The organism is Devosia sp. A449 (genome assembly GCF_054489375.1).
The window spans coordinates 13,141-25,817 of sequence record NZ_JBTMWU010000011.1; the positions used below are offsets into that span (position 1 = coordinate 13,141).

Annotated in this window: 11 protein-coding genes and 1 tRNA gene; 4 read left to right on the forward strand and 8 right to left on the reverse strand. The window is 62.7% G+C overall.

The window, feature by feature from the left end; all coding sequences use genetic code 11:
* Positions 1-18: 18 nt before the first annotated feature.
* The 4 genes from ACX3OW_RS20500 to ACX3OW_RS20515 all read right to left on the reverse strand — a co-directional run bounded on the left by ACX3OW_RS20500 (position 19) and on the right by ACX3OW_RS20515 (position 4,233).
* Complete coding sequence (locus ACX3OW_RS20500) at positions 19-1,098, reverse strand: ABC transporter ATP-binding protein (RefSeq protein ID WP_459097651.1); 1,080 nt, start codon at positions 1,096-1,098, stop codon at positions 19-21.
* Positions 1,099-1,110: 12 nt separating this feature from the next.
* Complete coding sequence (locus ACX3OW_RS20505; RefSeq protein WP_459097737.1) at positions 1,111-1,932, reverse strand: carbohydrate ABC transporter permease; 822 nt, start codon at positions 1,930-1,932, stop codon at positions 1,111-1,113.
* A 50-nt stretch (positions 1,933-1,982) separates the two neighbouring features.
* Complete coding sequence (locus ACX3OW_RS20510; protein ID WP_459097652.1) at positions 1,983-2,876, reverse strand: carbohydrate ABC transporter permease; 894 nt, start codon at positions 2,874-2,876, stop codon at positions 1,983-1,985.
* A gap of 82 nt (positions 2,877-2,958) precedes the next feature.
* Positions 2,959-4,233, reverse strand: coding sequence for an ABC transporter substrate-binding protein (locus tag ACX3OW_RS20515; protein WP_459097653.1), 1,275 nt, complete (start codon positions 4,231-4,233; stop codon positions 2,959-2,961).
* 106 nt (positions 4,234-4,339) lie between these two features.
* On the opposite strand from ACX3OW_RS20515, the gene ACX3OW_RS20520 reads away from it, so the two are divergent.
* From ACX3OW_RS20520 to ACX3OW_RS20535, 4 genes are all read left to right on the forward strand, one after another.
* Positions 4,340-5,257 (forward strand): helix-turn-helix domain-containing protein, encoded by a 918-nt coding sequence (locus ACX3OW_RS20520; RefSeq protein WP_459097654.1) that lies wholly within the window; start codon positions 4,340-4,342, stop codon positions 5,255-5,257.
* A 181-nt stretch (positions 5,258-5,438) separates the two neighbouring features.
* Entirely contained in the window at positions 5,439-6,812 is a 1,374-nt protein-coding gene (locus ACX3OW_RS20525) for an FAD/NAD(P)-binding protein (RefSeq protein WP_459097655.1), read from the forward strand.
* Between the two features lie 174 nt (positions 6,813-6,986).
* Positions 6,987-7,063 (forward strand) — tRNA-Pro (locus ACX3OW_RS20530).
* Positions 7,064-7,128: 65 nt separating this feature from the next.
* Positions 7,129-8,094: a phosphotransferase enzyme family protein gene (locus ACX3OW_RS20535; RefSeq protein ID WP_459097656.1), complete on the forward strand. Its 966-nt coding sequence runs from the start codon at positions 7,129-7,131 to the stop codon at positions 8,092-8,094.
* On the opposite strand, the gene ACX3OW_RS20540 is transcribed toward ACX3OW_RS20535, so the two are convergent.
* The 4 genes from ACX3OW_RS20540 to ACX3OW_RS20555 form a co-directional block, all read right to left on the reverse strand.
* Positions 8,091-9,377, reverse strand: coding sequence for an O-antigen ligase family protein (locus tag ACX3OW_RS20540; RefSeq protein ID WP_459097657.1), 1,287 nt, complete (start codon positions 9,375-9,377; stop codon positions 8,091-8,093). The two genes, ACX3OW_RS20535 and ACX3OW_RS20540, sit on opposite strands and share 4 nt — an antisense overlap.
* The gene (locus tag ACX3OW_RS20545; protein ID WP_459097658.1) at positions 9,374-10,897 is read right to left on the reverse strand and encodes an undecaprenyl-phosphate glucose phosphotransferase; all 1,524 of its coding nucleotides are present in this window, start codon (positions 10,895-10,897) and stop codon (positions 9,374-9,376) included. Before ACX3OW_RS20545 ends, ACX3OW_RS20540 begins: the two co-directional genes overlap by 4 nt.
* 72 nt (positions 10,898-10,969) lie before the next feature.
* The gene (locus ACX3OW_RS20550; RefSeq protein ID WP_459097659.1) at positions 10,970-12,100 is read right to left on the reverse strand and encodes a glycosyltransferase family 4 protein; all 1,131 of its coding nucleotides are present in this window, start codon (positions 12,098-12,100) and stop codon (positions 10,970-10,972) included.
* A 4-nt stretch (positions 12,101-12,104) separates the two neighbouring features.
* Positions 12,105-12,656 carry a polysaccharide biosynthesis/export family protein gene (locus ACX3OW_RS20555; RefSeq protein ID WP_459097660.1) on the reverse strand — a complete coding sequence of 184 codons (552 nt, stop codon included), beginning with the start codon at positions 12,654-12,656 and terminating at the stop codon, positions 12,105-12,107.
* Positions 12,657-12,677: the final 21 nt, after the last annotated feature.

The window sequence follows — 12,677 nt, forward strand, 5'->3', positions numbered from 1 at the left end:
GCAGGCAAACAGTCATGACTAGCGTAGCCGCAGGCCCGCGCTGTCGAACAGGAAGGCGCGTTCGGGGCTGATCGAGACGGTCAGGCGCTCGCTGCCGATTTCGTGGCGCGAGTCTTCGCGCTCGATCACCAGCTGTTCGCCGCCGGAATTGGCATAGACATAGCTGGTCGAGCCCAGATGCTCGGCCACGTCGACATCGAGGGTGATGTCGGCCGCGCCGGCTCCCGCTTCGCCGAAATGCTCGGCGCGCACGCCAAGCGTGACCTTGTCCCCGACACTGCCCGCCGCGATGGGCAGGGTGATCCGAATCGTCTTGTGGTTGAGCAGGGCGATGGTGGTGTTGTCCGCCGTCTTTTCGACGATCTCGGCGGCGAGGAAATTCATCTGAGGCGAGCCGATAAAGCCGGCGACGAACTGGTTGGCCGGATCGTCATAAAGGTCGAGCGGCCGGCCGACCTGCTCGATCAACCCATCGCGCAGCACCACGATGGTGTTGGCCAGCGTCATCGCCTCCACCTGGTCATGCGTCACATAGATGATGGTGGTCTGCAGCTCCTTGTGCAGCCGGGCGATTTCGATGCGCATATGCACGCGCAATTCGGCATCGAGATTGCTCAGCGGCTCATCGAACAGGAACACCTGCGGATTGCGGACAATGGCTCGGCCGATGGCGACGCGCTGCCGCTGGCCGCCCGAGAGTTCCTTGGGCAGGCGATCGAGCAGCGGCTCCAGCGCCAGAATGTGCGCAGCCTCCTGCACCTGCTTGGCGATCTGGTCCTTGGCGACGCCGGCAAAGCGCAGCGCAAACCCCATATTTTCGCGCACCGTCATATGCGGGTAGAGCGCATAGGTCTGGAACACCATGGCGATGCCGCGTTTGGACGGCTCCACCTCGTTCATACGCTCGCCGCCGATCTGCAACTCGCCGGCGGTGATGTGTTCTAACCCGGCGATCATCCGCAGCAGGGTGGACTTCCCGCACCCCGACGGGCCGACAAACACCACGAACTCCTTGGCGGCGATGTCGAGATCGACGCCCTTGATGACTTCGACGCTCCCGTAGGACTTGCGCACGCCTCTCAGCTTCAAGCTGCTCATGCTGAATGCACCTTATTTGACCGCGCCCAGCATGCCTTCGACGAAGCGGCGCTGGAGCAGGAAGAAAATGATGAGGGTGGGCAGGGTGGCCAGCACCGTGGCGAACAGGGTCATGCCGTAATCGGGCACATAGGCCGAGGTCATCGACGAAATGATCAGGGTGATCGTCTTGTTATCGGCGGTCTGCAGCACGATCAGCGGCCAAAGGTAATTGTTCCAGTTGGCCATGAAGACGATGATGGTGGCCGCCGCATAGGTGGGGCGCATCACCGGCAGGTAGATGAACAAAAATATCTGCCATTCCTTGAGCCCATCGACCCGGGCGGCGTCCCGCAATTCGGGCGGGAAGGCTTTGGTGGCCTGGCGGAAATAGAAGATGATGAAGATCGAGGCGACGCTGGGCAGAATGACCGCCGTATAGGTGTTGACCAGCTTGGCCTGCGAAAACATCACGAACAGCGGCACCATCAGCGCGGCAAACGGGATCGAAAGCAGCAGCAACAGCAAGGCGAAGATGCGTTCGCGCATCCGCGAGCGGAACATTTCAAAACCATAGCCAGCCAGCGAGGAAACGATCAGCGTCAGCGCGGTGGCGACAATGGCGATGAAGGCGGAGTTGAAGAAAATGCGCGGGGCATCGACCATGGTGAAAAAGGTCGTGGCGTTGTTGAACAGCTCGGAGCCGAAATCGGATTTTCCCTTGACGATATCGGCGGATTTGTTGGTCGCGCCGACAATCATCCAGAAGAACGGGAACACCGAGATGAAGGCCGCCAGTGACAGCAGCAGATAAAGCAGCCCGCGGCGGAGCAGGGCGAACGGGTTGGCCGGCATTCGCCAGCCCGTCCGGGCGACAGTGGTGGCGGTGGTCATCGGGGTGTCGGTCATGACGATTTCCGATCGCGGGCGATGAGGAACTGCGCAAAGCTGAGGATGGCGACCACAACCACGATCACCCACGAAACCGTTGCCGCATAGCCGAAGCTGGGCATGAATTTGAAGGTGAGATTGTAGATGTAGAGCGACAGGGTCAGCGTTGAATCCGAGGGGCCCCCGGTACCGGCGGTGAAGTTGTAAACCTCGTCGAACAGCTGCAGCGTGCCGATGGTGGAGATGACGGTGGTGAACAGAATCACCGGCTTGAGCATCGGGATGGTGAGATAGCGGAACCGGGCCCAGGCGGGCACGCCATCGATGCGGGCGGCCTCATAGATCGAGCGGTCGATATTCTGCAACGCCGCCAGATAGAAAATCATGTTGTAGCCAGTCCAGCGCCAGGTGATGGCGATGATGACGGTAACCTTGGCCCAGAACGGATCGCCGAACCAGGCAATCGGCGCGCCGACGATATGCAGCGCCATCAGGGTCTGGTTGATCACGCCGTCCGTGGCGAACATCGACTTGAACAGGGTGGAATAGGCAATCAGCGAGGTCACGCAGGGCAGGAAAATCGCGGTGCGGAACAACCCGCGAAACCGCAATGTGCTGTCGTTCAGGGCCACTGCGAACAGCAGCGCCAGCACGATCATGATCGGCACCTGCACGATGAAAAAGGTGAAGGTGTTGCCCAGCGCGCGCAGGAACACCGCATCCTTGGTCAGCCGCAGGATATTGGTGAAGCCACCAAAGCTAAAATTCATGCCCTTGCCGACTTGGAAGCTCATCCAGAGCGACCAGACAATGGGATAGATCATGAACAGGCCGAGCAGCACCAGGGCAGGGGCGATGAACAGCCACCCGTGGACCTCTCCGCGACGGTCGAGACGCGTTTGTGACAAGTGTTGCCCTCCCATGGTGCAGCACGTCGAAATGGACAGTCAGGCTTGGGGCAGCGGGTGAGCCCGCCGCCCCTGTCGCAGACTACTGGATCTGCTGTTCCGACTGTTCGTTGATCGCCTGCAGCGCCACGTCGAGGTCGCCGCCCTTGATGATCTCAGGGAGCTGCGCCTGGATGGCGGAGCGCACTTCGGCCGTGTAAACGCCATAGTCGACGCTCGGGATTTGGCTCAGCCAGGTCGAGAAGTCCTGCCAGACGGGAGCGCCGCCGAAGAAGTCGTCATTGGCCTTGTAGGCGTCACCTTCGCGCGCTGCCAGCAGCGAGCCGACGGCACCCTGATTGACCAGGATCTTCTGGTAGAACTCGACGTCTTCGGCCCAGATGGTCTTGAGGAAGTCGATGGCTTCGGCCTTGTTGTCCGACGACGACAGGACATACCAGCTCGAGCCGCCCAGATTGGAGGCGTTGACCGAGCCTTCGATGTCGAGGCGCGGCGTCGAGGCAACGGCCCACAGCCCCGCCTGATCGGCATTGGCCTTGATGGTGCCGGTGATCCAGACGCCGACGGGAACCGAGGCGACTTCGCCCGAGGTGAAGGCGCCGGTATATTCGGCCCAGCCCGACACGGGCTTCACCAGATCGGCGGCATAGAACTTGGCAAACGTCTCCAGCGCCTTCCGCAGGGGTGCGTTGTCGACGATGTTGAGGCTGCCATCCTCGTTGAAATACCAGGTGCCGGCCGACTGCATCATCATCTGGATGAGGCCGGGATCGCTCAGGTCAAAGTCGAGCAGCTTGTGCCCGGTCTTGGCCATGACGTCGGTGCCGATCTCGATCAGCCGGTCCCAGGTAATGTCCTTGAGATCGTCGGCGCTATAGCCCGCCTGGGTGAAATAGTCGGAGCGGTAGAAATAGCCGGTCACGCCGGAGTCGAAGGGTAGCGAGTAGGACTTGCCGTCATAGGTGGCGGCGGCGACCTTGTAGGGCGCGAAAACCGACATATCGATGCTGTCGGAGAGCGGCTCGAAGGCGCCGGGGAAGGATTGCAGATATTTCTGCGCCACGTCGTCCTGGATCAGCACGATATCGGGCAGGCCATCGGTGCTGCCGGCCAGCAACTGCGTCTGCAGCTTGGCGCGGATATCGTCCTGGCTGGCCGAGTCGTCGATGTTGAAGGTGACGTCGGGGTGGGTAGGGGTATAGCGGCTGGCAGCCTCCCGCATGGCGTTGCCGTTAAAATTGGGGTCCCAGACCCAGACTGAAATTTCCCCGGCCGAGGCGGCAGCGACACTGAGTATGCTGACACCGGCCATAGCCAAGCCCAGCACCAGCCCTCGCCGCGAAGCAATGCGGTTCATTGTGTATCCTCCCTTTTCGTTTGCTCTTGTTGTGAGCCCTTCCTAAGCTACAGGGAAAGCAGACGGCGTCCCTCATAATGGGCATGTGAAATTGGCGGATAGTAAGATGGTTGGAAGGGCCTACTACGAGCCCGGTACTAACGGGGTAGAACGTCTCCCGACGGAACTGCAAATGTTCCACGCAACCCCGCTGCTGATGCGGACCGCACACTGGCACGCGCAGGTTGAAGTCAACTATATCGTGCAGGGCTGGGCCCACTATCACATGAGCGGTCACAAGGTTCGCTTTGATGCCGGTGATCTGGCCCTGTTCTGGGGCGGCCTGCCGCATTTCCTCGACGATGCTTCCGACGATCTGATCTATGCTGGCGGGCATCTGCCGCTGGTACATTTCTTCCGCCTGCGCCTGCCGCAGAACGTGCAGTCCAAACTGATGCAGGGCGCAACCCTGATCACGCGCGCCACCGACGCCTCCGATGCACTGAATTTCGCCCGCTGGAACACTTATGCGCGATCCGGTGATGCGCTGAAGGCCAGCATGGCGGTGGATGAACTGCTGCTGCGCATCGAGCGCGTGCGCTTCGATCCCTATAGCCTGCTGCCGGGGCCGGCCGATGTGGTCAAGGCGGTGGATGGGCTCGACCACCATTCTTCGCCCATCGTCGTCCGCATCTGCGATTTCATCGCCGACAATTTCCGCGAAGAAATCGATTCCGCCGACATCGCTTCAGCCGCCGATATCCATCCCAAATACGCGATGAATGTCTTCAAGAAGTCGACGGGCATGACCCTGAACGACTATGTCAATTTGATGCGGCTCAGCTACGCCCAGGCGCTGCTGATGCAGGACGAGGCCAATGTGCTGCAAGTGGCCATGGATAGCGGCTTTGGTTCACTCAGTGCTTTCAACAAGTCGTTCCGCAAGATCGCTGGCATGTCGCCGAGTGATTTCCGTCGCGACATGCGCTGCCGTCCGAGCGCTCCAGTACAGGTCCGGGGCAATCCTATCACGCCGATGAATTAGCGCAGCGCCGGGTCCAGAGTTCGGGCGCGGCTCACTCGCCGCAGGGCTTCCACGCCATTTTCGGTGGGGATTGCTGCCCGGATGGAGCAATTTTTTGCCTTGTTTGGTGCCTTTCTAGGCATTATTTACAATCCCGACCTGAAGGCGGATTCTGCCCCGCGCCAATTTGTGACGAGGCCCTATGCCCATTCCGCCCCTTGCTGAGCCCGAGGCTGTAGCGCCGCGCCCCACGGTTACCATCATCGGTGGTGGCGCCAGTGGCGTCCTGCTCGCTGCCCATTTGCTGCGCGATCCCGCCACCGATATCGGCGTCACCCTGCTTGAGCGCCGTGGCGAATTCGGCCAGGGCCTAGCCTATTCCGCCAGCCAGCAGGACCACAAGGTCAACGTGCCAGCTCGCGGCATGAGCGCCTTTGCCGACGATCCCGACCATTTCTGGCGCTGGCTGCAGACCCAGGGCTATTCCGCCGAAAGCGGTCCCTGGGTCTTCGTGCCGCGCCGCCTCTATGGCGCCTATCTGGCGCATGTGCTGGCCGAGGCCGGCCGCTCCAGCCCCGGCCGGCTGGTGGTGCTGTCCGAGGAGGCGGTGGCCGTCCACGAAAGCCCCGCCGGCATCGAAACCCTGCTCGCCAATGGCACGCGCCTCCACAGCGATAGCGCCGTTCTGGCGGTGGGGCACGAAACCCAGCCGGCGCGCAGTCGTGGCATTGCCGTGCGCCTCGGCTCCGAGAGCGATACCCCGCTTGATCCGGATGCTGCCGTGGTGATCCTCGGCTCCGGCCTCAGCATGGTGGACGCCTGGATTTCACTGGTCGACGCCAATCATCGCGGCCCGATCATCGTGGTGTCGCGCAATGGCCTGCTGCCCAAGGGCCATCGCGACGTGCCGCCGCTCGAACTCGACGCCGCCGATGTGCCCTTCGGCACCAGCCTTCTCCAGTTTTTCACCTGGTTCCGGGGACTGGCGCGCAGCACCGAAGCCTCCGGTGGCGATTGGCGCAGCGTCGTCGATGGATTGCGCCCCTATAATCAGCTTCTGTGGCAGAGTTGGTCGGAGCAGACGCGCCGTCAGTTTCTGCGCCATCTGCGCCCGTGGTGGAATATTCACCGCCATCGCCTGCCGCCGGAACTGCATGAGCGGCTGGTACAGGCCATCGCCATTGGCCAGGTGCAGCTGATCGCTGCCGAGTTCATCGGCGCCGAACCGCATGACGGCGCGGTGCAGGCCCAGATTCGCCGCCGTGGCTCGTCCACCCGCGAAAAGCTCGACGTGGCCCGGGTCTATGATTGCGGCGGTGTCAGCGTCGACGTGATGTCGAGTTCCAACCCGGTGATCCGCGATCTGGTAGCGCGGGGCAGGGCACGGGCCGATGCCCTCCGTATTGGGCTCGATGTCGATGAGGACTGTGCCGTCATCGACGCCGCCGGCACGGTCAGCGAACAACTACTGGTGGTCGGGCCACTGACGCGCGGCCGCTTCTTCGAGATCGAAGCCATCCCCGATATCCGCGTCCAGGCTGACCGCTTGGCCGACAGGCTCATCGCGCGGAAGTAGCGGGTCTCTGACGTGCTATTGTTCGTCCTCAATCTGGTTCCCGTCCCGTGGGGTTTTGCGTGGGGCTTCCCCCCACCCAACTGGGCTTTTCCACGGGGTATCGCCTATTTGTTCCTTTTCTCCGGAAAATGGGGCTTGCCTCATATGCCCAGTCTGTCTATGTCTCCGCGCAGTCGGGGCGTAGCGCAGCCTGGTAGCGCATTTGTCTGGGGGACAAAGGGTCGTCGGTTCAAATCCGGCCGCTCCGACCAAAATTTCCTCTCCTGGTCAGCCGTAAAGCTGCGCGGCGTCCAGCTGCCAGTCTGGAGCCCTGTTGATGCCCCTGACGGCGCGTGAAATCGAGCCCGCCCTGTCGAACTGGGGCGAAGTCGAAGGCGGCAGCGCCCGACTGATCAACCACTCCGAAAACCACACTTTTCTGATCGAGACGCCCAACCAGGGTCGTTTCACCCTGCGCATCCATCGCCCCGGCTACCAGTCGCGCCCCTCGATCGAGAGCGAACTGGCCTGGCTGCTGGCGCTGCGGCGCGACACCGATCTGGCCATTCCCGAGCCGATTCCGGGGCGTGACGGCCAGCTGTTGCAGGCATTCGTCACGCCCGAGGGTGATCGCCTTGCCGTGCTGTTCCGCCATATTCCCGGTAGCGAACCGACGCCGGACGACAATCTGGAAGGCCTGTTCGGTACGCTGGGCACCTATGCCGCCACCATGCACCAGCATGTGTCCAACTGGCAGCGCCCGCCGGGATTTGAGCGGCAGGTCTGGCAGGCGGCGACGATTCTGGATGCCGACGGGCTGTGGGGCGACTGGCGCATCGCGCCCGGCGTCAATGACCGCATTCGCTCGACGCTCGACCGCCTCGATTCGACCCTCTGGCTGCGGCTGGCGGAATATGGCACCGGGGCCGACCGCTATGGCCTGATCCATGCTGACATGCGGCTGGGCAATCTGTTGGTCGACGGCGACCGCGTGACGCTGATCGACTTCGACGATAGCGGCTTCTGCTGGTTCACCTACGACTTCGCCGCCGCCATCTCGTTCCACGAGACCCATAAGACGGTGCCGGCGCTGAAGGCGGCCTGGTTGCAGGGCTATCAGACCGTGCGCCCGCTGCAGCCCGCCGATATCGCGGCCATCGATTCCATGATCATGCTGCGCCGCATGGCGCTGTTGGCCTGGATCGGTTCGCATGCCGAAACCAAGCTGGCGCAGCAGCATATGGACGGCTTTGCCGAGGGCACGGCGCAATTGGCCGAGCGCTATCTGCGCGGACCCCTCTAGATCAGCATCTGCTCGCGTGGCGCGCGGGCCCGCTCATCATTGTGGACGGCGGTGGCGATGCCCCAGATCAGTCCGGCCACAAGGTAGTAGTGGCGCCAGTGATCGCTGTCGATGATCACCGATTCCCCCACCAGCATGGTGAAAGTCGCCACCAGTGGAATCATCATCAGCCGGTAGGGCGAGGGGCGGGTGAGGGCGGCGATGCCGCGCCACAGGGTCAGGATCACCAGCAGGTAATACATAGCCCCGCCGCCCCAGCCATAGACGTGCAGCACCGACACATAGACATTATGCGGCTCTTCGATGATCCGCAGATTGCGGAATTCGCCGGGGCCGATGCCCAGCGGATGGTCCAGCGCCAGTTCGAACGCATAGCCCTGCCGGCCAAAGCGCCCGGTTTCGCCCGAATCGTAATTCTGCCCGGCCGCGCGCGTCTCAAACAGATCGGCCACCGAGGGAATGCTGAGTAGCCCGGCCAGCGCCACCACCAGCATGGCGGCGCCCAGCAGCGACATGATCATGATGCGGACCTTGTCGCGCGCCGCCGCCTCCAGCCAGAAGCACAGCACCAGCACGATCAGCGAGGACATGGCAAAATGTCCCCAGGCCGCGCGGGAAAAGCTGACGAACACACCCACGAACAGGATCAGATAGACCAGCCCGGCCAGCATGGCCGAGCGGGTGGAGCCCAGCAGTACCCGTTGCAGCGCATACATCGCCGGCAGCACCAGGAAGGGGCCATAGACGTTCGGGTCGTTGAACGCCGCTTTGGCCCGGCCATAGCGCAGGAAAATGTCGGCTCCGGGCAGGATGCCAAGATAGGCCAGCGTGCCGATGATCGCCGAAATCACCGCCACCGCCGTATAGGCGTTCATCACGATGCGCATCCGCCGCTCGGTGGCTTCCGCCACGTAATTGGCGATGAAATAGGCGGTGAGCAGCAGGAAGATGGTGACGATGGAAAAGATCAGCGCATCGGTGAGCGGCGTAAAGCGCACCTGAAAACAGGCGATCAGCGCAAAGGGCGTGAAGCCGACCAGAATGGCCAGCAGGCCAAAGGTCGAGCGATAGAGGCCCATCCCGGCAATGAACGCCAGCGGCAACACTGCCAGGAAGCTCAGCTCATAGGGGGAGGGCTCGAACAGCACCATGCCGCCGGTAAAGATCCAGAAGCCGACCATGATGTCGAGCAGCCGCATGGCGCGGGCGCGCAGCACGGCAAGGCCGAGCCCCCTGGACCCGGCCTCAGTGCCGTTGCCATCCAGGGTGCCAGCGGCGCTCAATAGGCATTCTCATTTTTGGAGACGAGCGACACCGGCGTCATCAGCACGATGTACATGTCGAACAGGATCGACCAGTGCTCGATGTAATAGAGGTCGTGGTTCACCCGCTGCATGATCTTGTCGATGGTGTCGGTTTCCCCGCGCCAGCCATTGATCTGCGCCCAGCCGGTCATGCCGGGCTTGACGCGGTGACGGGCGAAATAGCCTTCAACCGCCTCATAATACAGCTGGTTGGCGGCCTTGGCCTGCAGCGCATGCGGGCGTGGCCCGACGATCGACAGCTCGCCTTTCAGCACATTGAACAGCTGCGGCAGCTCGTCGATAGAGGTCTTGCGGATGAATTTGCCGACCCTGGTGACGCGCGGGTCGCCCTTGGTGACCAGCTGGGCCGCCGTGGCGTCCAGCATGTCGGTCCGCATCGAGCGGAATTTATAGATCTTGATCAGCTCATTGTTGAAGCCGTGCCGGTTCTGCCGGAAGAACACCGGCCCCTTGCTCTCGAGCTTGACCGCAATGGCGGTGATCAGCATCACCGGCGACAGCAGGATCAGCGCCGTCAGCGCCACCAGCTTGTCGAACACCCATTTGAACACCAGGTTCCAGTCCGAAATCGGCCGGTCGGCCATGTCGAATACGGCGATATCGCCGACATAGGAATAGGCGTTGTGGGTGAATTTGAGCTTGCTCATATGCGCCGACAGGCGGATGTCGACCGGCAGCACCCAGAGCTGGGTCAGCATGTCCAGCACCCGCTTTTCCGCTGATAGCGGCATGGAGACCAGCACCAGATCGACCTGGGTGCGGCGGGCGAATTCGATGAGGTCGACGACCCGGCCCAGCTTGGGATGGCCGGCGACCATCTCGGGCGAGCGCTCGTCGATGCGGTCGTCAAACAAACCGAGCAAATGGATATCGCTGCTGGCGCTGGCGCGGATCTGTTCGATCAGGTCTTCGGCGTCGGTGCCGCCGCCGACAATCACGGTGCGGCGGCGCAGGCGTCCCGCCGCCGTCCAGCGCTGCACCAGCCCCCGCAGGGCGACGCGGTAGATAATCAGCGCGATGGCGCCGCTGACATACCAGCTGACCAGCCAGACGCGCGAGAACAGATCGCCGGCCTTGAAGAAGAAAATGCCGACGGTCAACACCGTCATCACCAGCGTCCAGCCGATCAGGACCCGGGCCGTCTGGTCGAACAGGGTGCGATAGGACGCAATGCGGTGCGTGCGGGCGGTATTGGCCAGCACGTTGAACAGCAGGCAGGAGGCCAGGATCACCGGGATGTAAAAGGTCGGTTGACCCAGCTCGACGTAATATTCGTAGATGCCATAGCCCAGCAGCGCCAGCAGCGCGGCTTCGACCGCTTGCGCCACGCCAGATACCACACTACCCGACAGGCTGCGTTCGACGGGCGCGGCGATGATCGCCTCAGCCGCTGCCGACAGCTTTTGCCCCGACGCGCCGGCCGCAGCTTGCTTGGATACGTGCTGACGCACGGCCTGCTTGGGGTCAACTCGATACATGGGGCGCTACCGGTATAGAAATTCTACCGCCATTGTCGCGACAAGGCGTTTATACTCGGTGAAGTTGAAAGCTTAAGCTCGTGCCAATACTGAATAATAGAGTGCTTCAACGCTGCCGGCCATGGTGGCCAGCGAGAAGCGACTTTCGATATGGCCCAAGAGCTGCCGCATGCCCGCTTGTGCCGCTGCTGGATCATCAAGCGCCGCCTGCATCGCCGTGCGCAGCGCCGTGGCATCGTTCGCCGCCACCAGACGATCGGACTCCGGCCCAAAGATTTCGGGAATCCCGCCGACCCGTGTCGCCAGCACCGGCAATTGCGCGGCTGCGGCCTCAAGCACGATATAGGGCAACGACTCGGCCAGTGACGGCACCACGGCCACCCGGCCGCGGGCAAAGGTGGGTCGTGCCGCTTGTGCGCCCAGCAGGGTCACACGGTCGGCCAATCCCAGCCGGGCAATCTGGGTTTCCAGCTTCGCCCGGTCGGGGCCATCCCCGGCCATCACCAGCGTGGCGGGCTTGCCGCCGGGCTGAGTGACGCCAGCCAGCGCCTCGACCAGCACGTGGATGCCCTTGAGGTCGCGCAATTCGCCGACGAACACGAAGTCCGCCGCATCGGGCACGGGCGTTACCGCAATGAATTCATCGGGCGCCAGGCCATTGTGGATGATCTCGGTCGGGCAGCTTGGTGTGCCGATCAGCGCGGCATAGGTCGCCTTGGCATAGGCGCTTTCGAAGATGAGCGCCCCGGTCTGCGCCATCAGCCGGCGTTCAAGCTGGTGAAAGATGCGACCCGATAGCGACGATCTGGAAAAATGCAGCACCCCGCCATGGGGCGTATAGAGCGCTACCGCGCTGCTGCCGGTCAGGCGCGCCAGCCGGGCATAAAAGCCGCCCTTGGCGCCGTGGCCATGCATCACGTCGATGCCGAGCGAGTGCGCTAGCCGGCGCACCGCGAACGGTGTCGTGAGGTCGCCCGCGCCCAGCACGCGCGGCATGGCGAAGCGATGAATGCCCAGACTGGCGTGGGGCAGCAGTGCTGCCAGCTTGCTTTCGGTTTGGGTGTCGTTGACGAGGCTGTCGACCACCAGCCCGACCGCGTGGCCATCGGCGGCCAGCATGCGCGTTAGGTCCGCCACATGTCGAAACAGGCCCCCAACAGGAGCCCGCATCACCTGCAGAATGCGCAGTTTGGAACCGGGCACCGGTTTAGAACCAGCGTTCAAGGATAACCACGGTGTCGCCCGGATAGATCGGGGCGTCGAGCTCGACCGTACCCTTGACCATTTCGTCGCCCTGGCGGCGATAGATTATGGCCCGGCTGCGATCGGCGGTGTCGGAGAAGCCGCCAGACGTACTGATCGCGGCGCGCACGGTCATGCCATAGACATATTGGAACTGCCCGGCATTCTTGATCTCGCCCTGGATGAAGAAGGGACGATACTCCGCCACTTCCACCGCCACGTCCGGATTGCGCATGAAGCCATTGGCCAATGCTGCGGCCAGCCGTCCGGCAGCAGCCGTAGTGGTCACGCCGCGCACCGGCACAGGGCCGACCAACGGGAAGGCGATCGCGCCGCTGTCGTCGATCCGGTAGGTGTCGCTCAGATCCGCATCGCCATAGACGGTGACCCGTACGGCGTCGCCGGTGTCGAGCTGGTAGGGCCCTTTGGTGTCAACGAGATAGGTGGCCGGACGCGTGCTGGCGCAACCTGTCAACGACAGCATCAGCGCAATCATGAGAATGGGCAACCAGCGCATGAGAATCCCGGCGGTTCAGAC